The sequence below is a fragment of the Amorphoplanes friuliensis DSM 7358 genome, assembly GCF_000494755.1.
Classification (GTDB): domain Bacteria; phylum Actinomycetota; class Actinomycetes; order Mycobacteriales; family Micromonosporaceae; genus Actinoplanes; species Actinoplanes friuliensis.
This window is the reverse complement of sequence record NC_022657.1, coordinates 8904893-8931000: the sequence shown is the minus strand read 5'-3', so window position 1 is coordinate 8931000 and position 26108 is coordinate 8904893. Positions and strand designations below refer to the sequence as shown.

26 protein-coding genes, 1 pseudogene and 1 riboswitch are annotated in these 26108 nt (G+C 70.3%); of the genes and pseudogenes, 10 read left to right on the top strand and 17 right to left on the bottom strand.

Annotation, left to right across the window (positions count from 1 at the left end):
- Positions 1-38 precede the first annotated feature (38 nt).
- Positions 39-962 carry an SIS domain-containing protein gene (locus AFR_RS41220; RefSeq protein WP_023562790.1) on the bottom strand — a complete coding sequence of 308 codons (924 nt, stop codon included), beginning with the start codon at positions 960-962 and terminating at the stop codon, positions 39-41.
- Positions 963-1149: 187 nt separating this feature from the next.
- Between AFR_RS41220 and AFR_RS41215 the strand changes: the two genes are divergently transcribed.
- From AFR_RS41215 to AFR_RS41205, 3 genes are read left to right on the top strand one after another with little or no spacing between them, the layout of a single operon-like run.
- Positions 1150-1935, top strand: a complete 786-nt coding sequence (locus AFR_RS41215; RefSeq protein WP_023562789.1) for a DeoR/GlpR family DNA-binding transcription regulator — start codon at positions 1150-1152, stop codon at positions 1933-1935.
- Positions 1936-1993: 58 nt separating this feature from the next.
- Entirely contained in the window at positions 1994-2812 is an 819-nt protein-coding gene (locus tag AFR_RS41210; protein ID WP_023562788.1) for a hypothetical protein, read from the top strand.
- Positions 2809-4128, top strand: coding sequence for a hypothetical protein (locus AFR_RS41205; RefSeq protein ID WP_023562787.1), 1320 nt, complete (start codon positions 2809-2811; stop codon positions 4126-4128). The genes AFR_RS41210 and AFR_RS41205 overlap by 4 nt, the downstream gene beginning before the upstream one ends.
- On the opposite strand, the gene AFR_RS41200 is transcribed toward AFR_RS41205, so the two are convergent.
- The 3 genes from AFR_RS41200 to AFR_RS41190 all read right to left on the bottom strand — a co-directional run bounded on the left by AFR_RS41200 (position 4076) and on the right by AFR_RS41190 (position 6835).
- On the bottom strand, positions 4076-5215 hold the full coding sequence (locus AFR_RS41200) for a glycosyltransferase (protein WP_023562786.1): 1140 nt from the start codon (positions 5213-5215) through the stop codon (positions 4076-4078). The two genes, AFR_RS41205 and AFR_RS41200, sit on opposite strands and share 53 nt — an antisense overlap.
- Positions 5205-6140, bottom strand: a complete 936-nt coding sequence (locus tag AFR_RS41195) for a glycosyltransferase family 2 protein (protein WP_041841548.1) — start codon at positions 6138-6140, stop codon at positions 5205-5207. The genes AFR_RS41200 and AFR_RS41195 overlap by 11 nt, the downstream gene beginning before the upstream one ends.
- A gap of 74 nt (positions 6141-6214) precedes the next feature.
- Complete coding sequence (locus AFR_RS41190) at positions 6215-6835, bottom strand: hypothetical protein (RefSeq protein WP_041841547.1); 621 nt, start codon at positions 6833-6835, stop codon at positions 6215-6217.
- Between the two features lie 35 nt (positions 6836-6870).
- Between AFR_RS41190 and AFR_RS41185 the strand changes: the two genes are divergently transcribed.
- From AFR_RS41185 to AFR_RS41170, 4 genes are all read left to right on the top strand, one after another.
- Complete coding sequence (locus AFR_RS41185; protein WP_023562783.1) at positions 6871-7557, top strand: response regulator transcription factor; 687 nt, start codon at positions 6871-6873, stop codon at positions 7555-7557.
- Positions 7554-8882 carry a sensor histidine kinase gene (locus tag AFR_RS41180; protein WP_023562782.1) on the top strand — a complete coding sequence of 443 codons (1329 nt, stop codon included), beginning with the start codon at positions 7554-7556 and terminating at the stop codon, positions 8880-8882. The genes AFR_RS41185 and AFR_RS41180 overlap by 4 nt, the downstream gene beginning before the upstream one ends.
- An 86-nt stretch (positions 8883-8968) precedes the next feature.
- A complete protein-coding gene (locus tag AFR_RS41175; RefSeq protein ID WP_193786341.1) occupies positions 8969-9796 on the top strand; it encodes a lytic polysaccharide monooxygenase in 828 nt (275 codons plus the stop codon).
- Positions 9793-10371, top strand: coding sequence for a DUF305 domain-containing protein (locus tag AFR_RS41170; RefSeq protein ID WP_023562780.1), 579 nt, complete (start codon positions 9793-9795; stop codon positions 10369-10371). The genes AFR_RS41175 and AFR_RS41170 overlap by 4 nt, the downstream gene beginning before the upstream one ends.
- A gap of 61 nt (positions 10372-10432) precedes the next feature.
- Here AFR_RS41170 and AFR_RS41165 read toward each other — a convergent pair whose 3' ends face one another.
- The 8 genes from AFR_RS41165 to AFR_RS46560 all read right to left on the bottom strand — a co-directional run bounded on the left by AFR_RS41165 (position 10433) and on the right by AFR_RS46560 (position 17110).
- Positions 10433-11134 carry a WXG100 family type VII secretion target gene (locus tag AFR_RS41165; RefSeq protein WP_023562779.1) on the bottom strand — a complete coding sequence of 234 codons (702 nt, stop codon included), beginning with the start codon at positions 11132-11134 and terminating at the stop codon, positions 10433-10435.
- Between the two features lie 6 nt (positions 11135-11140).
- Complete coding sequence (locus tag AFR_RS41160; protein WP_023562778.1) at positions 11141-11461, bottom strand: type VII secretion target; 321 nt, start codon at positions 11459-11461, stop codon at positions 11141-11143.
- Positions 11454-11873, bottom strand: a complete 420-nt coding sequence (locus AFR_RS41155) for a YbaB/EbfC family nucleoid-associated protein (RefSeq protein ID WP_023562777.1) — start codon at positions 11871-11873, stop codon at positions 11454-11456. The genes AFR_RS41160 and AFR_RS41155 overlap by 8 nt, the downstream gene beginning before the upstream one ends.
- 22 nt (positions 11874-11895) lie before the next feature.
- Positions 11896-12369, bottom strand: coding sequence for a SitI3 family protein (locus tag AFR_RS41150; protein WP_023562776.1), 474 nt, complete (start codon positions 12367-12369; stop codon positions 11896-11898).
- 10 nt (positions 12370-12379) lie between these two features.
- On the bottom strand, positions 12380-12970 hold the full coding sequence (locus AFR_RS41145) for a CdiA C-terminal domain-containing protein (RefSeq protein ID WP_438829918.1): 591 nt from the start codon (positions 12968-12970) through the stop codon (positions 12380-12382).
- Between the two features lie 179 nt (positions 12971-13149).
- Positions 13150-14004, bottom strand: coding sequence for an ABC transporter permease (locus tag AFR_RS41140; protein WP_023562774.1), 855 nt, complete (start codon positions 14002-14004; stop codon positions 13150-13152).
- Entirely contained in the window at positions 14001-16781 is a 2781-nt protein-coding gene (locus tag AFR_RS41135) for an alpha/beta fold hydrolase (RefSeq protein WP_041841546.1), read from the bottom strand. The genes AFR_RS41140 and AFR_RS41135 overlap by 4 nt, the downstream gene beginning before the upstream one ends.
- 53 nt (positions 16782-16834) lie before the next feature.
- Positions 16835-17110: a hypothetical protein gene (locus AFR_RS46560; protein WP_023562772.1), complete on the bottom strand. Its 276-nt coding sequence runs from the start codon at positions 17108-17110 to the stop codon at positions 16835-16837.
- 78 nt (positions 17111-17188) lie between these two features.
- Here AFR_RS46560 and AFR_RS41125 point away from each other — a divergent pair, with 78 nt between their 5' ends.
- A complete protein-coding gene (locus tag AFR_RS41125; RefSeq protein ID WP_023562771.1) occupies positions 17189-19402 on the top strand; it encodes an AAA family ATPase in 2214 nt (737 codons plus the stop codon).
- A 7-nt stretch (positions 19403-19409) separates the two neighbouring features.
- On the opposite strand, the pseudogene AFR_RS41120 reads toward AFR_RS41125, so the two are convergent.
- From AFR_RS41120 to AFR_RS41110, 3 genes and pseudogenes are all read right to left on the bottom strand, one after another.
- Positions 19410-19634, bottom strand: a pseudogene (locus AFR_RS41120) (DUF3263 domain-containing protein); the annotation flags it as partial.
- A 196-nt stretch (positions 19635-19830) separates the two neighbouring features.
- Positions 19831-20841 carry an ABC transporter permease subunit gene (locus tag AFR_RS41115; RefSeq protein ID WP_023562769.1) on the bottom strand — a complete coding sequence of 337 codons (1011 nt, stop codon included), beginning with the start codon at positions 20839-20841 and terminating at the stop codon, positions 19831-19833.
- Positions 20838-21830, bottom strand: coding sequence for an ATP-binding cassette domain-containing protein (locus tag AFR_RS41110; protein WP_023562768.1), 993 nt, complete (start codon positions 21828-21830; stop codon positions 20838-20840). The genes AFR_RS41115 and AFR_RS41110 overlap by 4 nt, the downstream gene beginning before the upstream one ends.
- A 365-nt stretch (positions 21831-22195) precedes the next feature.
- A riboswitch (SAM riboswitch) is annotated at positions 22196-22332 on the top strand.
- On the opposite strand from AFR_RS41110, the gene thrC reads away from it, so the two are divergent.
- Entirely contained in the window at positions 22326-23624 is a 1299-nt protein-coding gene (gene thrC / locus AFR_RS41105; protein WP_052359587.1) for a threonine synthase, read from the top strand. (Overlaps the previous riboswitch by 7 nt.)
- 271 nt (positions 23625-23895) lie before the next feature.
- Entirely contained in the window at positions 23896-24852 is a 957-nt protein-coding gene (locus AFR_RS41100) for a GNAT family N-acetyltransferase (protein ID WP_063749566.1), read from the top strand.
- Here the strand turns inward: AFR_RS41100 and AFR_RS41095 are convergent.
- Both AFR_RS41095 and AFR_RS41090 read right to left on the bottom strand, forming a co-directional pair.
- Complete coding sequence (locus tag AFR_RS41095) at positions 24791-25276, bottom strand: hypothetical protein (protein ID WP_023562765.1); 486 nt, start codon at positions 25274-25276, stop codon at positions 24791-24793. The two genes, AFR_RS41100 and AFR_RS41095, sit on opposite strands and share 62 nt — an antisense overlap.
- Positions 25273-25797, bottom strand: a complete 525-nt coding sequence (locus AFR_RS41090) for a GNAT family N-acetyltransferase (protein WP_023562764.1) — start codon at positions 25795-25797, stop codon at positions 25273-25275. The genes AFR_RS41095 and AFR_RS41090 overlap by 4 nt, the downstream gene beginning before the upstream one ends.
- Between the last annotated feature and the right edge of the window lie 311 nt (positions 25798-26108).

The following is a 26108-nucleotide window of genomic DNA, read 5'->3' as shown; positions in this document are numbered from 1 at the left end:
GACGCAGCGCTGCGTCCGGTGGTGCTGTCGTGGGGTCGTCACGGGAGGACAACCGAGCGGGTGAGGTTGCGGGGGTGGTCCGGGTCCAGGCCCTGGCTGGTGGCGAGCAGCACCGCGACCCGCTGGGCCACGACCAGGTCGGCCATCGGGTCGAGCGGGGCCCGGCCGCCGCACCAGCTGCCCAGGGCGGCATATCCGCCGTTGTAGCGGCTGTGCACGAACGCCGCGCCGGTCGCCTCCACGTCGTCGGCCAGGCCGGCCGGGATCTCGCCGAAGGCCCAGACCACGCGGCCCGGCCCGGCGATCGAGATCGGGCCGTGGCGGTAGTCCATCGCCGGGTACGCCTCGGCCCACCAGGAGGCGGACTCGCGGCACTTGAGCGCGGCCTCCTCGGCCAGCCCGACGGTCCAGCCGCGGCCGAGGAAGGTGATCTGCTGAGCCAGCGCCGGGTGCACCGGCAGCGGCAGCCGCACGGCGACCTCCGCGTCGGCGGCGATCGGCTCCATGTCGGTGCCGAGGTGCGCCCGCAGCAGCGAAAGAGCGCTGGTGGCGAAGCGGGTCTGCACGACCGCGAGCTCGTCGGCGAAGTCCAGGACGATCGCGTCCCGGGCCACCGCGGCGGCGGGCTCGGCACCGTCGGCGGTGATCACGGTGGTCGGCGTCCGGCCGTCGAGGGCATCGAGCAGGTCGATGACCTCGGTGGTCGTACCGGAGCGGGTGATCGTCACGACGCGGTCGTAGTGCCGGCCGAGCGGGAACTCCGACGCCTGGAAAGCGTCGGTCTCGCCGAGGCCGGCCTCCTCGCGCAGGGCGGCGTACGCCTTGGCCATGAACCAGGAGGTGCCGCATCCGGCGACCGCCACCCGCTCGCCCGCGGCCGGGAGACCGGGTGAGTCGGAGAGCTTGGCCGCCTGCAGCCAGCAGTCGGGCTGGCTGGCGATCTCCACCTTGACGTGACTCATGGCAGTGTTCCCTCAATCGCCTGCGCAGATGCGCTCGGTTCGCCGGTATTTCGAGCGTCATTCTGCGTGGAAGGTCTGCGCGTCCGCAACCACCGGAGCGTGTTCGAGCAGGCACGCTCTTTGCTTCGCGACGTTTCGCGCACTAATGTGCACACTCTTATCACGAAACGTGCAGCAGGGAGCTCGGGTGGACCGGTACGCGCGGTGGAATGCCCTGCTCGAGTTACTGGCCGAGAGCGGCCGGGTCACGGTCGAGGACGCGGCCGACAAGCTCGACGTCTCGCAGGCCACCATCCGCCGGGACTTCGACCAGCTCGCCCAGCAGCAGATGATCACCCGGACGCGAGGTGGCGCGGTCGCCAACGGCGTCTCCTACGACCTGCCGCTGCGCTACAAGAGCGCGAAGCACTCGGCTGAGAAGCAGCGCATCGGTGAGGCGGCGGCCAACCTGGTCGTACCGGGAACGGTGGTCGGTCTCAACGGCGGCACCACCATGACCGAGGTGGCCCGCGCGCTGGCCGTGCGCCCCGACCTCAACACCAGCGGCGAGGGCGCCCAGCTCACGGTGGTCACGAACGCGCTCAACATCGCCAACGAGCTGCTCGTCCGCTCCCGGATGAAGATCGTCGTCGCCGGCGGTGTGGTCCGCCCGCAGTCGTTCGAGCTGGTCGGGCCCCTGGGTGGTGCACTGCTCAAGGAGGTCACGCTCGACATCGTGCTGCTCGGTGTGGACGCCCTCGACGTCGAGCTCGGCGCCGCCGCCCATCACGAGGGCGAAGCGGCCATGAACAGCCTCATGGTCGCCCGCGCCAAGCGTGTGGTGGTCATCGCCGACTCGTCGAAGCTCGGCGGGCACGCGTTCGCCCGCATCTGCCCGATCAGCAAGGTCGAGACCCTGGTCACCGACTCGGGCGCACCCGCCGAGCTGCTCGAGGGCTTCCGCGACGCCGGTGTGCAGGTCGTCTGCGCCTGATCGGCTGCCGGACACCCGCCGTTGAGGTGCCGGACGCCTGCGCGGTGTGCGATGGGGCGTGCACCACGCCAACCACTACTACGGGCACTCGCACGTGCTGGCCCGGTACTGCGGGATCGACGGTGACCCACCCCGGCTGCACGGCTATCTGCAGCACGGCTGGAACATCGGCGACGGCATGGCGGCCGACCACGAGTTCGTCGCCGGTACCCCGCTGCTGCTCTGGTCGGAGCGCACCCGCCGCCGCGCCTGGTCGCTCGGCCGCCGCGAGACCTACGTCGTCGGCTCACCCTGGGCCTACCTCCTGCTCCAGGATCAAGCTCCTCCGGTACGCCGTGACGGCACGATCTGGTACCCGTTCCACGGCTGGGAGGGCCAGCACGTCCAGGGTGACCACGACCGCCTGATCGCCGAGATCAAGGACACCGAACCGGGCCCGGTGACGGTCTGCCTGTACTGGCAGGAGTTCCGCACCGCGAGCGTGCGCCGCCGGTACGAGCGGGCCGGCTTCCGGGTCATCTGCCACGGCTACCGCGGTGGCTGGTGGGAGGACCTCGACCCGCTGTTTTTGCACCGCCAGCTCGACGAGCTGCGCAAACACCGCCGCGTGGCGTCCAACCGGCTGTGCAGCGCGGTCTTCTACGGCGCGCTGGCCGGCTGCGAATCGGCGGTCTACGGCGACCCGATGGTGCTCGACCGGGAGAACCTGGCCTTCGGCGGGCAGGCGCGGATCCAGCGGCAGTGGCCGGAGTTGCACGGCACACGGACCGACCCGGTCGTCGCCCGCGAGATCGCCGTCGCGGAACTCGGCGCCGACCGCCTGCTGCCCCCCGAAGAACTGACCCGGATCCTCGGGTGGACAGGAGTTCCGCGATGATCCGGCTGCTCGGTGACGAGATGCTGCAGTGGTCCGACCCCGCCCCCGTACGCGGTGAGGCACTGTTCCCGCTGGTGGCGGTGGCCCACGGCCGTACCCTGATCGCCGGTCCCCACGGCCCCGCACTGATCGGCCAGGTCCCGGCCGACGACCTGACCTTGCTGGTCCGGGGCTTGACCGACGGCGAGGCGCTCGCCGCGCGTTTCCCGGCGGCCACGGTCTGCGTCGGCGGGCTCGCCAAGTTCACCGCCGGGCCGCCGTTCGACACGGTGATCGCGCTGGCCGGGCTCGAGCCGCTCACCTCGGCCGAGGGCGTCGAGCTGTCCTGGGGTGAGTCCCTCGACCTGCTGCTCGGCCTGCTCCGGCCCGGCGGCACGCTGCTGCTCGGCGTCGAGAACTTCCTCGGCCTGCACCGCCTGGTCGCGCTGCCGTCCCGGCCGACCGACGCCGACTGGGCGCCGGTTGCCGAGCACGACCCGACCCGCCCGCGCGGTCTGCGGCGGGTCCGGGACCGGGTCGGCGTCGCCACCAGCGCTTTTGCGGTCTACCCGAGCCTGAGCGCACCGACGCTGGTGCTCGACGCCGACGACCTCGACCGCGAGGAGCACCTCGGTGCCCTGTCGGCGCTGATCACCCGGGCCGTCGAGCCCTCCGCCCCGGTCCTGACGGATCCGCGCCGGCTGGCCGTGGAGACTCTGCGCCACGGCACCGCCGCCGATGTGGCTCCGGCGTGGATCGTGACCGCCGGGGTGCGGGTGGACCTGGCGCGGGCGCTGCCGTCCGGGCGTACCCTCCAGGATCTTCTGCTCGAAGCCGCGCTCGGGCGGGACCTCCCCACCGTGCGTGAGCTGCTCGGACGCTGGTGGGACGGCCCCTGTGCCGGAGTCCCGGCCGACCAGATCGTCGTCGGCTCCGAGTGGGTCGCCCTCGCGCCGGCCGGCGACCACGGTGCGGCCCTGCTGCGCTTCGCGACGGACCTGATCGACGGTGGTTACCCGCATCCGTGGCCGGCGCCCCCGGGCCCGGCCGACCTGGCCGTCACACTCGCCGCGATGACCGGCCGCACGATCGATCCACCGGCGCCGGCCGACCGGCCGGACCTCGTGCTCCGGGACCTGGTCGCCGCCCGCGATCGGCTCACCGCCGAGCTGGCCGAGGCCCGCGCCAAACACCTCTGGTACGAGCAGATGCTGGTCAGCCGCGAGCAGGCGCTGCAGCGGGCGCGATATCTGCTGGGTGCGTCAGCGCCGGTCCGTGCGGTGGTCAGCGGCGCCAGGGCTGCGAAACGAACGCTGCGCGTGCTGCGTCCGCGCTGACGGCGTCGTAGAGATCCTCCAGCCGGCGGGTCTGCCGGAGCAGGTCGAAGCGGGTCTCGACGTGCACGCGGGCCTGCCGGCCGAGCCGTTCGCGCAGCGCCGGATTGCCGAGCAGCTTCTGGATGTGGTGGGCGGTCGCGGTGCTGTCACCCTCGGCGCCGAGCAGTCCCGTCTCGCCGTGCACGACCGCCTCGGGGATGCCGCTGTGCCGGGTCGACACGGTCGGAATGCCCTGCACTGCCGCCTCGAGAATCGTGGTCGGCAGGCCCTCGGAGTCGCCGTCGGCCGCGGTCCTGGACGGTGCCACGAGCATCCGCGACTCCGCCAGACTGCGGTTGACCTGCACGGGTGACAGAGCGCCGGCGAAGGTCACGTCCAGCCCGCGGGCCTGCTCGCGCAGCTTCGCCTCCAGCGGGCCGGTGCCGATGAACAACGCCCGGGGGCGTGGCTCGGGCAGGGCCGCCAGGGCCGCGAGCAGGTCGTCCGCGCCCTTCTTCTCGACGAAGCGCCCGACAAAAGCCACATCCCACCGCTTCGGCAGGACCAGGGCGGGCGTGATCGGTACGCCGGTGTGGTGCACGACAACACGCTCCGGATCGGCGCCGAGCCCGATCGCCTTGCCGCGGATGTGCTCGGACACCGCCACGACCAGCTCGGCACGCTCGAAAACCGTGCGCAGATTACGGCGGTACCGCGCGCCCTTGGCCCCCGGAGTGTCCGGCTGCCGTGTCACGTCGTGGCCGTGCACGGTGACGATCAGCGGCACACCGAGATCGGCCGCGGCCCGGCTGACCAGCCAGCCGTCGCCGCCGAAATGCGCGTGCACCAGATCGGGGCGCAGCCGTCCCAGCGTCCGCAGCAGGTGTGGCGAAGAACCGGTCAGCCGCAGCCGCAGGAACGCCCGCCGCCCCGCCGGATCGTCCGGGAAGACAACCACGTCGGACGCCGCGGACAGCGCCGAATTCTCCTTGGTGGCACCCAGATAGGCGGGCCGCCACCGGGTCAGAGCCTCACCGTGGTTGCGGACGAACGTCTCCGACCCCGACAGCAGGGCGCTGCGCCAGATGACCACACGGTCAGCGGCCACGGCCCAGCACCTTGTCCCTCAAGGCGTGCCGGACCTCCGCCGGCAGCGCCCAGATCTGCATGAACGTCAGGTAGTCGATCGCACCGGGCCGGCCGTGCGTCCGGGCCTCGCCGAGCAACTCCCGGAAGACCTTGGCGCTGCGGGTCGGCGCGGCCATCGAGCTCACCACGCTCATCAGGAACGCCGCGTACGCCCGGGGCGTGAACAGCTCCCGGCTGCGCTGTGACCACTCGAACTGCTGCCGCCACGGCATCTCCAGGCTGATGCGCTCCCGGTTCTCGTCCTGATGCCACACCACGAGGGCGTCCGGGGCGACGATCAGTTCCACGTCCTCGTGGCGTACGGCCCGCAGGGTCCAGTCGAGTTCCTGCTGGCGGCGCAGCCCGACGGTGAACGGCACGCGGTGGAACAGCTCGGTCGGCGCCAGGATCGTCGACGTCTGGATGAAGCCGTCGCCGTAGAACAGCCCCCGCCGCACGGTCAGGTACTCGCTGACCGGCTCGTCCGGGTCCGGCAACCTTCGCGGCATGATCGACTCGGCGCGCGGTGTGCGGTTGACCAGGCGGCTGGCCACGATCGGTGTCGCCCGCCGGGCCGAGTACGCGAGCTTGAGCTGCACCTCGAGCTTCCCGGGCAGCCACTCGTCATCGTCGTCGAGCATCGCGGTCCAGCGGCCCCGGGCGGCCTGCGCGCCGGTGTTGCGGGCGTGCGGCGCACCGCCCTTCTTCGGCTGCACCAGCACCCGCAGACGCGGGTCGGGCAGCGCCGCGAGTGCGGTGACGGTGTCCTCGTCGGGGCCGTCGACGACCACGATGACCTCGAGGTCGTCCATGGTCTGGGCCAGCACACCGGTGACGGCACGCAGGACCAGGTCGGGGCGGAAGCGGGTGGGGATGACGACGCTCACCTCTGGCGCGGAAGTCATCGGCCGGACGCTAGTGACGCCAGGCAGCGCCCAAGTGAATCCCGCTCGTCATCGCGGCAACGGCTGTGCGGCGGCTATTGACCGATCTCGTTGACCTCGGCGAACGGCTTGTCGACGTTCCACACCACGTGGATCACGAAACTGTGGTTGACCTCGTTGAAGTAGACCGCGAGGTTGTCCGGCTCGTTCTGCACGGTCGCCACCGAGAAGCCGTCGCTCGGCGTCGCGGTCACCAGCCGGACCCGGTCCTCGGTCACCCGGATCACCGTCTGCCCGCCCTCGACCCGGAACGACCGCACGTACGTCTTCTCGCCGTCACCGTCCGTGGTCACCGTCCACCCGTCCTCGGTGGTCGTGGTGCTCTCGGCCGGCGTTGTCGTCGGCGTCGTCGTGGCCGGGCTCTTCGACGGCGGGGTGCTCGGCGGCTTGCTCTTGGTGCGGTTCGGCGTCCGCGTCGTGGTGGTGGTGGCGTTCGTCGGCTCGGGATCAGGCTCCGGCTCGGCGAGGCTCGACTGCGGCTGTGGCGTCGGCTCGACCTCACCCGACTCCCGCAACTGCTCCACGGACACCAGCGTGCTCTCGTCGGGTGTGGCCGTACGCAGCACCGGCAGCATCGCCACCCACGCCAGCGCGACGCTGGTCAGGGTCGCGGCACACCAGCCGAGCACCGGAACCACACTTCGAGGAGATCGCACGTGGCCATGATCTCACTTCCGCCTAGGGTGTGCGCATGGCGCTGATCCTGCTGGTCGAGGACGACCGGAACATCACGGCCGCTCTGACGCGGGCGCTGACGGATGCCGGGCACGTCGTGCGGCCCGTCGGGCAGGCCGGTGAGGCACTCAAGATCCTCACCGAGGAACGCCCGGATCTGGTCATCCTCGACCTGGGCCTGCCGGACATAGACGGAACCGACGCGCTGCGCATGATGCGGTCCGTCTCCGAGGTGCCGGTCATCGTCGCCACCGCCCGCCGGGCCGAGGCCGACATCATCACGCTGCTCAGCGCCGGAGCCGACGACTACGTGACCAAACCGTTCTCCGGCGGCCACATCCTCGCCCGGATCTCCGCGGTGCTGCGGCGCACCCGGGTCGCCGCGGACACGACACCGAACACCATCACCGTGGGTGAACTCGTCATCCAGCCCCGCCAGCGCCGCGCCGCGCTGGGTGGCAAGCCGCTGCAGCTCACCCGCCGCGAGTTCGACGTGCTCACCTATCTCGCCGAACGGGTCGGGCAGGTCGTCAGCCGGCGCGAACTGCTGACCGAGGTGTGGAACCAGTCGCGGATCGGCGAGGAGCAGACGATCGACGTGCACATCTCCTGGCTGCGCCGCAAGCTCGGTGAGACGGCCGCCGCGCCACGCTACCTGCACACCGTCCGCGGGGTCGGAGTGATGATGGTCGAACCGCAGTGAGATGGGAACTGAACCGGCTCGCGCTGGCCATCACGTCGATGGTCGCCCTGGCCTTCCTGGTGCCGCTGACCTTCGCGACCCGGCAGATCGCCCACGACCGGGCCATCGGTGACGCCCGCCAGCAGGCCGCGGCCATGGTCGCCGCCCTCGCCGTCGACGCCGATCCACGCCTGCTGACCAGCGCCGTCGCCAGCACGGTCGCCGGCAGCGCGGGACGCCTGGCCATCCACCTGCCCGGCATCAAGCCCGTCGGCACCACCCACGTCACCGACGCCGACGTCGCCTCGGCCACCGGGTACCGCCGGCCGGTCACCGCTCCCGCGGCCGGAGGGATCGCGTACCTGCAACCCAGCGTGCTCAGCGACGGCCGTGCGGTGGTCATCGAGGTCTACGTGACCGACGACGAGATGACCCGCGGCGTCTGGCCGGCCTGGCTGGCCCTCGGCGGTCTCGCCGTGGTCCTGGTCGGCGGATCCGTGCTGGTCGCGGACCGGCTCGGCGGCCGCCTCGTCCGGGCGACCCGCGACCTGGCGGTCTCCAGCCGCCGCCTCGGCGCGGGCGAACTGGCCGTCCGCGTGCAGCCGTCAGGTCCGCCGGAACTCCGCGACGCCGCCCTGGCCTTCAACACGATGGCCGGTGACCTGCGCCGCCTCCTCGACGCCGAACGCGAACTCGCGGCCGACCTGTCCCACCGCCTCCGGACACCGCTGACCGCCCTGCGCCTCGACGCGGAAACGATGCCGCCGGGCGCGATCGCCGACCGGATGCGCCAGGCCTGCGACCTGCTCGACGAGGAACTCGAGGCGATCATCGCGGGCGCCCGGCTCGGTGTGGAGGCCCGCGGCTCGCAACGCTCCGACCTCGTCGAGGTCCTGGCCGAACGCCTCGCCTTCTGGTCGGCCCTGGCCGAGGACCAGCAACGCCCCTGGAAAGTCGTCGGCGGCGAACGTCCCGTGCCCGTGTCCCTTCCGCGCAGCGAGCTGATCCTGGCCGTCGACGCCCTGCTCGGCAACGTTTTTGCCCACACACCCGACGGTGTTGCGTTCCGGGTGACGGTGTCCGAGGCCGGGCTGCTCGTCGACGACGCCGGTCCCGGCATCAGCGACCCGGCGAACGCCGTCCAGCGCGGTGTCAGCGGTGCGGGCTCGTCCGGCCTCGGCCTCGACATCGTGCGCCGGGTCGCCGAGGCGGCCGGTGGACGGCTCACCATCGACCGCAGCCCCCTCGGCGGTGCCAGGATCGCGATGCTGCTGCCCGTACCGAATGATGATCCGGCCCCGGAGAGCGTGCGCGGACCCGGTCGCCGGCGCCGCACAGCTTCATGATCCCTTCTGGCTTATTTAAGGCCCCTTTATGGAACGCGTCGTTACGGTTCCCGCCGTAGACAACCGAACGACGACGTTGGGAGACCGTGACGATGCGCAGGTCCATCGCCTATCCGCTGGTGGCACTGGGAGCGGTAGCCGGCTCGACCCTGGTCGCAGCCTCACCCGCCCTCGCCCACGGGTACGTCTCCGCACCCCCGAGCCGCCAGGCGCTCTGCGCGTCGGGCGCCGTCGCGAACTGCGGCCAGATCCAGTTCGAGCCGCAGAGCGTCGAGGCCCCCAAGGGCCGCAAGTCCTGTGACGGCGGCGTGGCCGGCTTCTCCGTGCTCTCCGACGAGAGCCGCAACTGGCCCGCCAAGGCCGTCGGCAAAACGGTCACCTTCACCTGGGTGATGACGGCCCGCCACCGCACCAGCAACTGGGAATACTTCATCGGCGACAAGAAGGTCGCCACCGTCGACGGCGGCAACGCCCAGCCCGACGCGGTCGTCACCCACAACATCGACCTGAGCGCGTTCCCGGGCAAGCAGAAGGTCCTCGCGGTCTGGAACATCGGCGACACGGTCAACGCCTTCTACAGCTGCATCGACCTGAACGTGGGCGGCGGCGGCTCGGCTCCCGCGCCCGCTCCCACCACGCCTCCTGCTGCTTCGCCGACCACGCCTCCTGTTGCTTCGCCGACCACCGCCGCCCCCACCTCGGCTGTTCCGATCACGGAGGCGCCGCCCGCCGGTGGCTCCTCCGGCTCGCCCGCCGGTGGCTCCTCCGGCTCGGCCTGGGCGCCCGGCGTGACCTACAAGACCGGCGACAAGGTCACCTACAAGGGCGTGACCTACCAGTGCCGCCAGGGCCACTCGGCGATCCGCAGCTGGGAGCCGTCGATCTACACCCTTGCCCTCTGGCTGCCGCTGTGAAGCTCCGCTACGCAACAGTCCTGATCGCCCTCGCCCTCGGCGCCTGCGGCACAGCACCGGACGCCGCGCCCGTCAAAGTCAACGCCGAAGCGGTCGTCCAGGCCGAAGGCGGCTACAACGACACCGACGTCATGTACCTCCAGATGATGGTGGCCCACCACCAGCAGGGCCTCGAAATGGTCGAGCTGGCGGAGAAAAAAGCCAAGAGCGCCGACCTCAAAACGTTGGCCCAGGCCATCGACGTCACCCAGACCGACGAGGTCAAACTCATGACCGGCTGGCTCTCGCAATGGTCAAAACCGACCACTGTGGACCACGCCCCGAGCGCCCACGCGGACCACGGCGGCCTGCCGGCCACCGGGCCGGAGGAAATCGCGGCCCTGAAGAAGGCCAAGGGCAAGACCTTCGAAACGGCCTTCCTTAATTTGTTCGTCGCTCACCAGCACAACGCTGTCGAAATGGCCCACCTCGAGACCACGCAGGGCAAGAACGCGGAGGCCAAAGCCTTCGCCGACCGCGTCCGGCAGTCCCGCGCCGACCAGATCCAGCAGATGCTCAAGCTGATGAACGCCTGACCCGCCCCGGGAGAAGCGGCCCACCGATCCATCCCGGTGGGCCGCTTTCCTGTCTTCTTATCTAACCGTTGAGAAGGCGGGTGAGGTTGGTCAGGCTGGTGATCAGTGCGGTCGTGTAGGTGAGGATCCGAGCGGACCACTTGACGACCGCCGCAACGATCTGTTCGGCGATCAACGGGATGGTCACCACGAAGATGGCCTCGGCCGCCCAGACGATCACGCGGGCCACCAGATCGGCGATCAAATCACGCACGATGTCCCGGGTGAACTGCACCAGGTTGCCGGCCGCCGAGGTCGCCGCAGCCATGGCAGCCGACACCGCAGCCAGACCGCCGATGGCGGCGACGTTGTGGCCCATCATGCCCGCGTACGCCGTGGCGGCGGCTCCCTGCCAGTCGGGCAGGTCGCCGTCGAGCCGCGACCGCAGGTCGGCCGACATGTCATTCAGCTCACCGGCCATATTGTTCCAGGTAGCGGCGTGGGCAGCCACTGCGTCGGGCATGCCGGCGAGTTCGTCCAAGACATGCCGCAGTGGCTCGAAGTACTCCATCGCCCAGCCGAGACCACTGGAGAGCAGCGCACTGAACGGGTCGAGCGCAGTCGCGGCGACATCAATGCCGAGGGATGCTCCGGCAAGGAGGTCGTCGACCCATCCGTCACTCTCGATAGCGGTGAGCAGGCCTTGAAAGTTGTCGGCCAGCGATATCCCGGTCCAGGACTCTCGCGTCGAGGTGACGTCGGCGACCAGCGATGTGTCACTCATGATGGGTCACCGGTCCAGACGCATGCCGGCCTTGCGAACTGCGTCGGCGGCGGCGTTGTCGGTGTCTTCGTAGTCCCCGGCCACCGCGGTCAAGGAGTCCGCGGCAAGGGTGAGGTTCTCCTCGACATAAGCGAGAAGCTCGTCCTGCCGTCGATGCCGCCCCTCCAGCACCGCAGGTAACCAACTGCACAAGAGGCCGTACGCTCCGTCGTCCTGAGAGATAGCAGCGCTGGCGGACTTGACCGCACCGAACCGGCTGCGGACCGCCTCGAGGCCGGCGATGTGACGGCGGATCTGCGCCGCGTCGACCTGAAATCCGTCAGCCATCAGAGTCCTCACCGGTGCGTTGGTCTTGCAGCCGGTGAACGACGCGTTCCGCTATGGCGCGACCTGCTGCCGAGTCGGTACCGACAGTTTCCGAGATGATGTTTTCGGCTCGTTCGGCAATCTGCTGCCGGGCCAGTCGAATCGTGCTCATGACCGTCCGGGCGACCGCATCGGGCTCGATCTGTTGGATTCGCCGCCCGAACCGGATGTCCACCAGCGCGCCCTGGGCGTCAACGGTCACCTGAACAGTCTTGGTGTCATCGGCGGCGGTGACACGCAACTGCGCCAATTGATCACTCATGCTCTTGGTGCTGACGGCCAGTTGGTCCACCCGTCCTTTCCAGGCGGCCAACCGGTCCAGGGCTTCACCCGGCTCCAGTAGGGGATCGCTGTTCCCGGTCCCGGTCTGCATTTCACTCTCCTCTGCGTGAGGGTCAGGCGCCGTCCGGAGAAAGCCCGCTGCTGCTCGGGATCAGATCCGCGGCACCCGGGTAGTTCTCCCACCAGGTGCGACGGTGTTTCACAGGCTTGCCGTCGAACCGCGTCAGCAGCAAGACGTCACCATTCAAGATGAATGCTGCGTCTTCCGATCCGGTGTTCAGGACCCGACGGATCGCTGTGAGCATGTTGATCACCAGTGGTGGCTGGTCGGCGAACTTGTCCATGCGGAACGACAGCGACACATAGGCTTCCGGTTCCCACTCCCAGGAGCCCTCATCGGACTCGACGTCGACATAGCCGTTCCGGCCGGCCCTGACCGCGACACTGAAGCCGTACCGATCGAACAGGTCCGCGGTGAGCAGGGGGATGACGCCGGTCGGAAGTTCCTCGGGATCGGGGAATGCTCGCCCCGCCACCTGCTCGACGGGAGTGTCGCCGGCGAGGACCAGCCGGTATTCAAGCGCCATGTGAAAGCTCTCAATCGTTCCGGTCAGGCGGGATGATCTGCACGACATCGCCGTCGGGGGTGATCGCCTTGACTTCCTTGAGCCGCTCGATCGGCCAGGCATCGAACTGCTCTTGGAGAGCCGACATGTCCCCACGCCATCCCTCCAGGTTCACAACCACCCGCTGAGTCTGATTGTCCTCGACTTTTTCCTGAACCTCGGACCAGATCCCTCGCGCGTTCTTGGTCGGTTTTGTCGGCGAGTAGCAGTCGAAGACACGACCCTCGAGCAGATAGTCGGGTTTCGACCCTGGCCGACCGGAATCGCCGGTGGCCAGCCGTGCCTGGGCAACCTCGTCCTGAGTCGGATTCTGTTTGACCTGGTATCCGTTGCCGGCCAGGGTGGCGGCGGCTGAGTTTTCCATCTCGAGGGAACGGCGCACCCCGTCGTCCTCATTCGCCGAGATCCGGGTGGGATGCCCGTCGGGCATGCCGCCAGGTTCACCGGTCAAATGGGTGACGATGTCTGCCGGCCGTTCACCAGGAGCACCGCCCGAAGCGGGACCGCCGCCGGAACCGCTCTGCCGTCCTTTTTGCGCCGCCCCCGCGGTGAAGTCCTGCACAGCGGCGACGCTGTCCGCGCTGCTCGGTGTCGTCCGGTGCCGGGCCGGTGAGGTCGTGCCGTCCGCGTCGCCATCACTGTGGCCCGGCCCTCTCGGTTTTGCCATGACCGCCTTATCCGTCGCCGGGAACGGAGTGAAGCTTAGTGAGGCAGGTCAATGCGAGCGAGGATCGTCGCGGTTTACGAGGTGATGTCCTTGCGGGTGAAGCGGTAGAAGGCCAGCGACCAGAAGATGGTGGCGTAGGTGACCGCGGAGATCGCGCCCTTCACCACGTCGTCTGTCTGCATCGGGGTGGAGAGCAAGCCCAGCCAGGCGTCGCTGTAGTGGGTGGGGAGGAAGTTGCGGATGGAGCCGAGGGCGGTGATCTGGTCGAGGATGCTCGACAGGATCCAGAGGAGGACCGCGCCGCCGACCGCGCCCAGGGCGGCGTCGGTCAGGACTGACAGGAGGAAGGCCAGGCCGGCTACCACCAGGAGGACCACGGCCAGGTAGCCGAGGATCGCCAGGAGGCGGACGACTCCTTCGCCGGGTGGGATTTCCGCCGCGACCGTGCTGCCCAGGGGGTGCCAGCCGTAGCGGAGCGTGCCGATCAGCAGTGCTGTGCCGGCCAGGGTGAGCAGGGCGAGCAGCGAGTAGCCCAGGGCCACGATGAGTTTGGCGCCGAGGAGCCTGGCCCGGGGGACCGGGATGGCCAGGAGGTAGCGCAGGCTGCCCCAGCTGGCCTCGCTCGCGACGGTGTCGCCGCAGAAGAGGGCGACCACCACGACCAGGAGGAAGCCGGCCGAGACGAAGATGCTGAACAGGGCGAAGTTGAGGCCGCCGGACGTCGCCAGGTCGACCAGGCTGGCGAAGGCGCCGCCGCCGTTGTCGTCGTCGCCGTCACCGCCGAATTCGAAGGCGAGCAGGATGATGACGGGGAGCAGGGCCATGAAAGCCAGGGCCAGTTGGGTACGCCGGCGCGAGGCCTGACGCCGCACCTCGGCCATCAGGGGCAGGGTGGCCGTTGCCCGGTACCCGGTTGCGGCGGCGCTCATCGGTCTCCACTTCCTCGCGAGTTGTCGCCCACCAGGGCCAGGAACGCGTCCTCGAGCCGTCTGCGTGGCACCACCCGGTCGACGCCGATGCCGGCCTGGACCAGGGACGCGACCAGTTCGGTACGCGGGGTGCCGTTCATGTCGACGATCAGGCCGGACGCGCCGTCGGGGGTGACCGAGCGGACGCCCAGCGTGGACAGCACCGTGGAGGCGGCGGCCACGTCGGACACTTCGAGTTGCACCGACGGGGATTCGCCCACGATGTCGTCGACGGGTCCGGATGCCACGATGCGGCCCTTGTTGACGACGACCGCGTGGGTGCAGGTCTGTTCGACCTCGGCGAGGAGGTGGCTGGAGACCAGCACTGCACGACCGTCGGTTGCGTAGCGTTTGAGGACGCGGCGCATCTCGGCGATCTGGGGCGGGTCGAGGCCGTCGGTGGGTTCGTCGAGCACCAGCAACTCGGGCAGGCCGAGCATCGCCTGGGCGATCGCGAGGCGTTGCCGCATGCCGTGGCTGTAGTTCTTCGTGCGGCGGTGCACCGAGTCGCCCAGGCCGGCGATCTCCAGGGCCTCGTCGAAGCGGGCGTCCTCGAGCGGCCGGCCGGTCGCCCGCCAGTACGCCTTCAGGTTGTCCAGGCCGCTGAGGTGCGGCAGGAAGCCAGGGCCTTCGACGAGTGCGCCGACTCGCGACAGTACCGGCGAGCCGGGTTCGAGGCGGTGGCCGAAGACGAGCGCGTCGCCCTCGGTCGGCATGGTCAGGCCCATCAGGACCCGCAGGGTGGTGGTCTTGCCGGCGCCGTTGGGGCCGAGGAGGCCGACGACCTGGCCGCGTTCGACGGAGAAGTCGACACGTTCGACCGCGACGAACCCGTCCCCGTACGCCTTGCGCAGACCGCGGACGACCAGGGGCGTCTCGGCGTACTCGTCGACGGTGGGAGCGTCGTGGCGACGCAGCCGGCGGCGGCTGACGACCAGGACGATCACGAGGCCGACGACGATCACGGCGAGGACGGCGAGGAGGACGTACCGCCAGATGACCTGGGGGTTGGCGATCGGAGTGCCGACGACGGTCGGGAGGGTGACCGCCGGCTCGACCGCAACGGTGTAGGTCGCGGGGTCCGGCGGTGTCAGGAACGCCTGGTCGGAGGTCGCCACCGTGACGCGGACCAGGTGGCCCGCCTCGATCCGGCGCACGATCGCGGGCAGGGTCACGGTGACCGGCTGCGCGGCGCCGATGTCGGCCGGCAGCCCGGTCAGGCGGACCGGCGCGAGGAGACCACCGCTGAGCGTCGCGGTGCCGTTCGGGTCGACGTCGTAGAGCTTCACGAAGACGGTCGCGCTCCCGGTCGGGGAGGCCACCTTCATCCGTACGCTCGGAGCGCCGACCACCTCGACGGAATCCGCGACCGGGGCCGAGTCGAACTCCGCGTGCTGGCCCGCGAGGTCGCCGGCGACGCCACCGATCAGTGAGCTGAGCTGGCCGCCCACACCGGGCAGCGACGAGAGAGCGCCCGGATTGCCGTTCGGCGGGTTGGCGATCTCCTGGGCCTGGCCACTGACGGTGACGTTCGTGGTGCCGGTGCCGCCGAGGCCGGGATAGGTCGGGTCGGAGTACCCGTTGGTCACGAGTCCGCGGTCCAGCGCGCTGAAGCCGGCCACCCGCGAGTAGGTGAAGCTGTTCTCCGGTGCGTCGCCGTCCTTCTTGACGTAGTGGTCGAGCCACTGCGCGGTCAGGAACTTGGTGCGGTCCTGGTCGGTCTGCGGGCCGCTGCCGCCGTCGTGACCACCGGTGAACCAGGCAACCCGGACCGGGGTGCCGGCCGCCGCGATGCCGCGGGCGTTGGCGTCGGCCTCGGACAGCGGGAAGAGCGTGTCGACCGCACCCTGGATCAGCAGCGTCGGCGCCTTGATCTTGTTGAGGACCGGCGCCGGGCTCGACCGTTTCAACAGGGCGGTCGTCGCGGCGTCCGGCGTCCCGGTGGTCGCCATCTTCAGGTACGCCGCACAGACGTCAGCGGCGAACCGTCCGCACGCGGGATTCTCGGGGGTCGGCGCGGGTGCCGCAGCCGCGTTACCGCCGAGGAAGCTGTCGGCGGACGAGGAGCCGCTGCCGAAGAACAGCCCGGCCCAGCTCTTCTTGAACACGCCGGGTGTGGTCACGCCGGAGGCCGACTGCGGGAAGAACGCGGTGCCGAGGTCGTTCCACGTGATCAGCGGGACGATCGCGTCGACCCGCGGGTCCTGGGCCGCGAGCAGCAGGGCCAGCGCACCGCCGTACGAGCCGCCGACCACGCCGACGCGGGGGTCACCGGCCGCGTCCGTCTGCACCTGCGGCTGTGTGGCCAGCCAGTCGAGGAGTCGCTGCGCGTCCTTGACCTCGTAGTCGGGGCTGTCCAGGTGGATCTCGCCGCCGCTGGTGCCGAAACCGCGAGCGGTCCAGGTCAGCACCGCGTAACCACGGTCGGCGAGTGATTCGGCGTCGTCGCTGACGGAGTTCTTCGTACCCCCGAAGCCGTGCCCGAGCAGCACCGCGGGCACCTTGCCGTCGGCGCCGGACGGCAGGTAGAAGCGGGTGTCGAGGTCGACGGGCTCGGTGCCCGAGGGTCCGGAGAGCACGGTGAGCCGCTGGTCGGACGAGGTCCACGACTTCCGCTCGGGCAGCGCGGCCCAGCCCACCAGGGCGGCGACGAGCACGAGGACGACCGAGCCGGTCACCACCCGGCGCCGCGTCGCTCTGGGCAGGGCACGGCGTAGCCGGGACGGCAGGGCTGACATGCGCCCAACGCTAGCGGCGTGCCGCTGAGCGGGAGCTGTGAATGCCTACCTCGTCACCTCGGTGCCACCTCGCGCCCGCCGGCCGGGCCCTGAGCAGCGCCGCTGCCCTTCTTCGGGGGCTTGGCCGAGGACGTGCCCTCGGTCGGCGGTGTCGACGGGGCTGCCGAGGTGGTCGCGCTGGTGGCCGGGGCAGGAGCGGCGTCGGCCGAGGTCACGACGGAGGGAGCCGGAGCCGGAGTGCTCTTCTCCTCCGGGTCGTCACCGCAGGCGGCGACGGTGGCCAGCGTGAGTGCGGCGATGGCCAGAGCGGCGTGACGACGGAGCCTCATGACGGTGGTGCCTTCCCGGGCGGCGTACGGCGGCTAGCGTGTCAACCTAGTCCCCTCGTCAAAACGGAGGCCCCCGCGGTGCCAGACGACCTCACGCTGACCGTCACCCAGCGGACGGCGGCCCTCGACGCGCGCCGCGGCATCGTCCGGCTGCACCCCGAGGTGATGGCCGCGCTCGCCATCAACCCCGGTGATCCGCTGCGCCTGGCCGGGCGCCGGACGACCGCCGGCATCGCCGCGCGGGCCGAGTCCACGGCGAGCCGGGCCCTGCTCTACGCCGACGATCTGATCCTGGGCAATCTCGAGCTGCGCGACGGCGGCCAGGTGACGGTCACGCCCATCCCGGTCGTCGAGGCACGACGGGTCACGCTCTCCGGTCCGGCCGAGATCGTCGCGGTGGTCTCCCCGGAGATGCTGCGGCTGGCCCTGCTCGGCAAGGTCGTCACTGCCGGTGACGACGTCTCGCTGCTGCCGCAGGACGTGCTCCCGAACGCCAGTCACCGGCCGCTGGTCGAGGCCGCCCGGCGCAGCCTGGCGAATCGCGTCGGGTACGCCTGGACCTCCACGCTGCTCAGCGTGATCGAGGTCGAGGGCGCCGACGCCGCCCTGGTCACGATGGACACGGTGGTGGGCTGGCAGGACGGGCAGTTCTCCTCCGTACGCGACCAGGCCGCGCCGGCCACAGCAGCGGCGAGTCAGCCGGCGTCCACCGACCCGGAGACGCCCCCGCCCAGCCTGGACGACCTGCCCGGTCTCAAGATGCAGGCGCAGGAGCTGACCGAGCTGCTCGACCTCGGCTTCCACCACGGCGAGGTCCTGGGCCGGCTCGGTACGACCGTGTCGCTCGGTGTCCTGGTCACCGGTCCGGCCGGCTCGGGCAAGTCCGCGCTGGTCCGCGCGGTGGCCGCCGGTGTCGGCGCGACCGTGCAGTCCGTGTGGGGTCCCGAGCTGGCCGCGCTGACCAACGACTCCGCGGCGACGCGCCTGCGTGGCCTGGCCCGGGACGTCCGCGCGGGTGGCCCGGCCGTCCTGCTGATCGCCGACGTCGAAGCGCTCGCACCTCGCGACGAGCCGGGACCACTGGCGACAGTCTTCCGGCAGGTGCTCGCCGAGCTGCTGAAGTCCGGCGGTGCGGTGGTGTGCACGACCAGCCGCCCCGAGGCCGTCGACCCGGCCCTGCGCGCGCCGGATCTGCTCGCCGTCCAGCTGGCGGTGCCGCTGCCGGACGCGGCCATGCGCCGTGAGCAGCTCCGCGTGCTGACCCGGGGCATGCCGCTGGCCGAGGACGTGCGGCTGGACGACGTGTCCGGGCGTACCCCCGGGTTTGTCGCCGCCGACCTGGGCGCCCTGGCCCGGGAGGCCGGGGTCCGCGCGGCCCTGCGTCAGAAGGACGCCGAATCCCCGACCGTGACCATGGCCGACTTCGAGGCCGCGCTGGACGTCGTGCGGCCGACCTCGATGGCGGACTCGACACTTGAGGTCGCACAGGTGACCCTGGACGACGTCGGCGACATGGTGGAGGTCAAGCAGACCCTGACCGAGTCGGTGCTGTGGCCGCTGACCTACCCGGACACGTTCGCCCGGCTCGGCGTGCAGCCGCCGCGCGGTGTCCTGCTCTACGGCCCGCCCGGCTGCGGCAAGACCTACCTCGTCAAAGCCATCGCCGGTACGGGTAAAGCGAACGTCCTCTCGGTCAAGGGCGCCGAGCTCCTGAGCAAGTGGGTGGGTGACAGCGAGCGCGCTGTACGGGAGCTGTTCCGGCGCGCCCGGGAGGCCGCCCCGACACTGGTCTTCCTGGACGAGGTCGACGCGCTCGCACCGACCCGCGGCCAGTCCACCGACGGCGGCACGACCGACCGGGTGGTCGCCGCGCTGCTGACCGAGCTGGACGGTGTCGAGTCGCTGCGCAACGTCGTGGTGATCGGCGCGACGAACCGCCCCGACCTGATCGACCCAGCCCTGCTGCGCCCCGGCCGGCTGGAGCGGCTCGTCTTCGTGCCGCCACCGGACGGCGAGGCGCGGGCGGCGATCCTGCGCGCGTCGGCCAAGTCGGTGCCGCTGGACATTGCGGTCGACCTGGACGAGCTCGGCGCCTCGCTCGACGGCTTCTCGGCCGCCGACTGCGCTGCGCTGATCCGCGAGGCCGCGCTCTCGGCGATGCGGGAGTCGCTGGATGCCTCCACGGTGACCGCCGCGCACGTGGACACCGCGCGCAAGCGGGTGCGGGCGTCGCTGGACCCGGTGCAGGTGGCCTGGCTGGAGGCCTACGCCTCCACCCACGCGCCCGGCTGACCCGGGTCTAACGGCGGCGGGTGCGGGCCCGGGTCGAGCGCAGGCGGCGCAACCGGCCGATCAGGACCGGGTCGTGCTCCAGCGCTGCGGGGTTGTCCAGCAGACCGTTGAGCAGCTGGTAGTAGCGCGTCGACGAGAGGCTGAACGCGTCGCGGATCGCCTGCTCCTTGGAGCCGGCGTGCTTCCACCACTTGCTCTCGAACGCGAGGATCTGCACCTCACGCTCGGAGAGCCGGGGTGTCTCGGGAGCCTCGATCTCGCCATCGCCGTCACGGGGTGCCGGGACGTGCTGCTGGTTGAGGTCGGCGTCGGGCTGCATGGCGCTCCTGGGCGGTGGGAGAGCACGCACATACGTACGAAGGGATCGTCAGCATAATGCCGGCTGACGATCCCCGCCGTCCGTGTGCGCCTGACGCAGCGAAACTACCTTAAGTAATGTCTCGACTACGGATAGTCCACATGGAAGCCCCCACAACGAGGACGAGGACCAGCGCGAGCACACCGCCGGCCATCGGCCAGGTGATCGTGAAGGTGTCCGGCTCGCAGCCCTGGGTGCTCGAGTAGTTGCAGGACTCCCAGTCGGTCACCACCGCCGACTTGTCCATCCAGGCGCTGGTCCAGACCGGCACCAGGTACGCCTCCACGAACGGCGTCTTCGCCAGGCTCAGCACCGTGGCCAGGCCGAACTGGAACAGGATGACCGCACCGATCGCCGCGCCCAGCGCCATCGCCGTGTGCCGCCCGATCGAGGCCAGCCCGAAACCGAGCGCACCCGCGGCGAGTACCAGCACCAGGCCGCGCAGCTCCATGAGCAGGAAGGACTGCCAGGCCCCCGACGTCATGCCGTCGAGCGAGCCGCGCAGGTTCGCGGTCAGCGCGAACAGCCCGGTCCAGATCGCCGACACGACCACGGTCAGCGCGATCAGGCCCACCAGCAGGGCGCCGAGCTTGGTGCTGAGCACCTTCAGCCGTTGCGGCCGCCACAGCAGGAGGTTCATCATCCCGCCGCTGCTCCACTCGGCACCGACAAAGGTCGCACCGATCACAAAGGCCATCACCGCCAGCAGCGCCGCCAGCGTGGTGACCATGATGCCGAACTGTTCCCGGAAGATGAACGTGGCCGGCATGTACCACTGCGCCTGGTAGTCCTCGGTGGTCGGCTGGTACACCTCGTCGCAGTTCGGCGGGTAGTTCGCGGCCTCCGCCGTACCCTGCGCGGCCTGGCAGCGGGTCTTCTCCTCCGCGGCCGACTGCAGGGCCAGCTGATAGTTCCGATCGGCCTCCGCCTGAGCCTGCGCCTGACGTTCAGGGGTGACCGTCTGGTTCGTGACGAACATGCCGACCACGATCGCGGCCAGCACCAGCAGTGTGCCCAGCACAAAAAACCGCGTGAAACGGCGCTTGGTCAGCCGCCGCGTCTCCGCCCGGAAAAGACTCACAGTCCCCACCCGCCGTTCGGCACAGCCGGCGCCATCGCGGACTGATCCACCTGGCGGTGCGCACCGTCGACCGGCGCGGTGCCCGTCAGCTCCAGGAAGACGCTCTCCAGGTCGACAGCGATCGGCGCCAGCTCACTGACAAAAACACCGCGGGAAGCCAGCGTACGGGTGATCGCACTGGCCTGAGCCACACCGCTGACCATCAGGTGATCGGCCTCCACGACAACCTGCGCACCGATCTCGCGCAGTGCACCCGCCGAGGCGGTGAGGTCAGCGAGCGATTCGACACGCACGCGTACCGACGAAGTCTGATGCTGGGCCAGCACGTCGGCGACACCACCGGCAGCGACCCGGCGCCCGGCTGAGATGATCGTGACGGAGTCGCAGATCAGCTGGATCTCACCCAGGATGTGGCTGGACAGCACCACGGTCATCCCCGACTCGGCCAGCGTGCGCATCAAGGTGCGCATCTCCCGGATGCCGCCCGGGTCGAGACCGTTGGCGGGCTCGTCCAGGATCAGCAGCTTCGGATTCTTGAGCAGCGCGGACGCGACGGCGAGACGCTGCTTCATGCCCAGCGAGTAGGTCTTGACCCGGTCCTTCGAACGGTCTCGCAGCCCGACCAGTTCCAGCACCTCGAAGACCCGGCCCTGATCGACACCGCCCGCATCGGCGAGCAGCGAAAGCGTGTCGTGAGCGGTGAAGTTCCCGAAGAACTGCGGGCTCTCCACGATCGCCCCGACCGAACCGGCCACCTCGGGCAGCGCCTCCGGCACCTCACGCCCGAAGATCGCCATCCGGCCACCGTTCGGCTTGATCAGCCCGAGCAGCGTCCGCAGCGTGGTGGTCTTGCCGGAGCCGTTGGGCCCGAGGAAGCCGTGCACCTGCCCCGCCTCGACAACCATGTCGAACCCGTCGAGAGCCTTCCGCACCCCCTTGCGGCTGCGATAGGTCTTCTGCAGACCTTGTATCTCCAGGACGGCGCTCACGCGCGGACCTCCCAAACCCGGTGGCCATGACCTGCGTCACCCTATGCACACCCCGCCACAAACCACCGCCAGTCGCCCACGACGCCCAGGAACAACCCCCGCGGCGGGGGGTTCGGGGAGCACGGACCTGGCAGGGGGTGGGTGGCTGCTCATGAGCCGCCAGGCGATTGGCCGCCCGCGCCCGGTCTCGGCGTGAGCGACGGTCAGCACCCTGCAACCAGGCACGACAGGCCCTGGAACTTGATCTTCGGGAGGCCTTGACCGAGGTGAGAGACGCTCGTCAGGACAGGACCTCGCTCACACCTCGGGATGGTTGGGAGCGTTCTGCGGCCCGGCGTCGTAAGGTGTTGGAAACATAACTGAATACCTCATCCAGAGGGGCTGAGGGAACGGCCCGATGACGCCCCGGCAACCACCACACATGTCTCGATGGCGAGGCCCCGTGTGGCAGGTGCTAATTCCGTCCCCACGTGCGCTAGCCGGCGCCGGGGAAAGATGAGAAGGAGCCTCGTTGTGACGTCGGCCGTTGATGCCCCCAGTAAGTCCATCAGCCCTGCCCGGGCGCTTGTCTGCCGTGGTTGTGGTGCCGAGTTCCCGCTGGCCGCGCAGCATGCCTGTTATGAGTGTTTCGGGCCACTCGAGGTGGCTTACGACGCTGCCGCGCTGGCTTCGGTCACGCGGGAGCAGATCGAGGCGGGGCCGCAGAACATCTGGCGGTACGCCGCTCTTCTTCCGACCGGGCAGGACCCGGCCACCCGCGTCACGCTCGACCCGGGCCTGACGCCGCTGGTCAGCGCGACCGCCCTCGCCGCCGAGGTGGGGCTGCGGGCGCCGCTCTGGGTCAAGGACGATTCGGCCAACCCGACCCACTCGTTCAAGGACCGTGTTGTCTCCGTCGCGCTGACCGCCGCGCGGGAGCTGGGGTTCACGCGGTTCGCCTGCGCCTCCACCGGCAACCTGGCCAACTCCGTCGCCGCGCACGCGGCGCGGGCGGGTGTGCCGTCGATCGTCTTCATCCCCGGTGACCTCGAGCAGGGCAAGGTCATCACCACGGCCGTGTACGGCGGGGAGCTCGTCGCGATCGACGGGTCCTACGACGACGTGAACCGGCTCTGTGGCGAGCTCGTCGAGACCGACGAGTTCGAGGACACCGCCTTTGTGAACGTCAATGTGCGGCCGTTCTACGCCGAGGGTTCCAAGACGCTGGGTTACGAGGTCGCCGAGCAGCTCGGCTGGCGCATCCCGGCCCAGGTGGTCGTGCCGATGGCCAGTGGTGAGCTGCTGACCAAGATCGACAAGGCGTTCAGCGAGCTGGTGGAGATCGGCCTGGTCGAGGCGCCCGAGGGTGGCTGGACCGTGTTCGGCGCGCAGTCGGCCGGGTGCAACCCCATCGCGACCGCGCTGCACAACGGCACCGACCAGATCATCCCGGTGAAGCCGACCGGCATCGCGAAGTCGCTCAACATCGGCGACCCGGCAGCCGGGTCGTACGCGATCGAGGCCGTGACCCGCACCGGCGGCTGGATGGACTACGCCGACGACGACGAGATCCGTGACGCGATCCAGTTGCTCGCCCGCACCACCGGCGTCTTCGCCGAGACCGCCGGCGGTGTCACCGTCGCCGTGCTCAAGAAGCTCGTCGCCAGCGGGAAGCTCGACCCCGACAAGGAGACCGTCGTCTACAACACCGGCGAGGGCCTCAAGACGCTGGACGCCGTCGCCGGGCAGGTCGGGCCGACCCACCGGATCAAGCCGTCGCTGCGTGGCGCCCGCGACGCCGGCCTCCTGGGCTGACGATCTCCGGAGCTGACGCAGAGTAACCGGGCTCCTGCCCAACGTCGAGAATTCCTTCCCGCGAGGACTTGCGCGGGGATCTCAGGCTCGGCAGGATGCTCTACGCGGGAGGACGCGACGCCGTACGTGGCCCCACCTTCGAGCTTGGCGACAATCTCCTAGGGGCCCAACGACCCAGTGCCGGAGGCGCTGTGCGCGCGTCCTCCCGACCAAACTTCCCACCGCTGTAAATCGGTCGCGGTGCCGGTCGACGAGCGACACGCTGTCGGGCATGTTGCATGTGGAGCCTCTGACCGACAACGTGAAGGCCTTCGAGATCGCGACGGCGGCCTTCGAGGTGGACGCGCCGGGTTTCCCGCTCGACCGCCGTGAAGCATTCGTGGCCCGGATGCAGAATCCGTGGCCGGGAAACACCCTGGAACATCATGCGGCACTGCTCGACGGCGTCACTGTCGGTTACGTGAAGATCGCGATGTCGCAGCTGGACAATCTGACCAGTGTCGACGTCGAGATCACCGTTCACCCGGCGTACCGGCGCCGGGGTGCCGGGCGGGCCCTGCGTGACTTCGCGGTCGCCCGTGCCCGTGAAGAGGGCCGCAAGCACCTCGTCGCCCCGGCGAGCGACGGGCAGCCGTCCGGTGCCGCCTTTGCGACCACTGTGGGCGCCAAGGCCGGGCTGGCCGAGGTTCGCAGCCGGCTGGACGTCGCTGAGGTCACCGGCGAGCCTGGTCCGATCGCGGCCGGCTACCGCCTGGTGCAGTGGGTCAACGTCGCCCCCGAGGAGTTCCTGGACGACATCGGCTACCTCGACGGCCGGATCAACGAGGACGCGCCGAACGGCGACCTGGTCCGGGAGGCGGAGAAGATCGACGCCGCCCGGGTCCGCGCCTCCGAGAAAGCCGTCCGCACCCGGGGCCGCAGCGCGTTCAACACCGGCGCCGTGCACGAGGGCAGTGGCCGGCTGGTCGCCTGGACGATGATCGCGAGCCCGGACGACGCCCACGAACAGGCCTGGCAGAACGCCACGGTCGTCGGCCCGGAGCACCGCGGGCACGGTCTCGGCCTGACCATCAAGCAGGAGAACCTGCGCCTGGCCCGTACCGAGCGGCCCGCGCTCCGCGTTGTCGACACGTTCAACGCCGCGGAGAACGAACACATGATCCGGATCAACCGTCAGCTGGGCTTCCGGCGGATGGAGGCGTGGACCCAGTGGCAGCTGACCTTGTGAACCGCTGCAGCCCCGGCCGCAGCGGCGCCCGCCGGTAACCGCCGCGTTCCAGGCCCGCATGCCGCTCGAAGGCGTTGCGGGTGCCGTACGTGCCGGTCATCGCCCACGAGTAACCCGACGACGCCCAGTACGCGGGCCAGAACAGTGGGCCGAGGACGGCGTACTGCCCGGCGTGGCGGCTCTCGTGCGCGAGCAGCTCGGAGCGGCTCTCGTGCAGCAGCCAGTCGGCTGTCCGCCGGGTGATGATCACCGAGCCGACCGTGAAGCAGGTCGCGGGTGGCATCCGGTGGCGGTAGTTCTCGGCGATCAGGATGCCGCCGGGCGCACGCCGGAGCCGGGCGCCGGAGAGCACGGCCAGGCCGAGGCCGGCCAGCGTGGTGCCGTTGACCGCGGTCAACGCGGTGCGGAACGCCGCCCAGCTCACGACGCGGCCTGCCGGCGCATCTGAAGCTCCTTCAGCCCCGGGACGACGGGGTGCGGCACGCGGATGCCGGTGTCCTGGAAGCCCAGCCGCTCGTACGCCCGGACCGCCCGGTCGTTGCCGACGACCACTTCGAGCATCAGCTCGGGGCGGCCCATGGCGAGTGACCACTCCGCGACCGCGTCGACGAGCCGGCCCAGCACACCCGTGCCGCGCTGCGCTGGTGTGATGTAGACCGCGAAGACCACCGTGGCCCCGGGCTCCTCCGGCAGGACTGTGCCGCCCGCGTGGCCGGTCAGGCGCCCGCCCGGGTCGGCGACGAACTGGGCCAGCTGGCCGCCGGTCGATGCCTGCACGATCCGCCGGCGGTAGTCCGCGTGCGGCCGGGCGGCGGCCTGGGCCAGCGTCTCGAGGAAGGCGAGCGGGCTGTCGGCCAGCATCTCCAGCCGCAGCGCGCGCATCCTGGCCGCGTCCTCGGGGGTGACCCGGTGCACGGTGAGCGGCGGCGCCAGTGTGCTGGTCATGCTGCCCTTGCTACCCGGTCCTCGCGGCAGGGGCAACCAGGATGCCGATATGGGACTTCGCGGGCGGGTCCCGGAGGCGTCCGTTCTGCTTGCACTCGCCCCACCAGAGTGCTAAACAAGGTGTTGGCACTCGCGTCAGGTGAGTGCCAGCAGGTCGGGACGGTGGGGTCACGGCTGCGGCACCGCCATCGGTGCCGGGGTGCGGGACCGGTCGTCGCGGGCTATCCGGCTCGACCTGAGGACGTCACATCGCCAGGTGGTGACGTCCACGGAGTTCAACGTGCGGAATGCGGGCCGGACAGGCCAGGCGC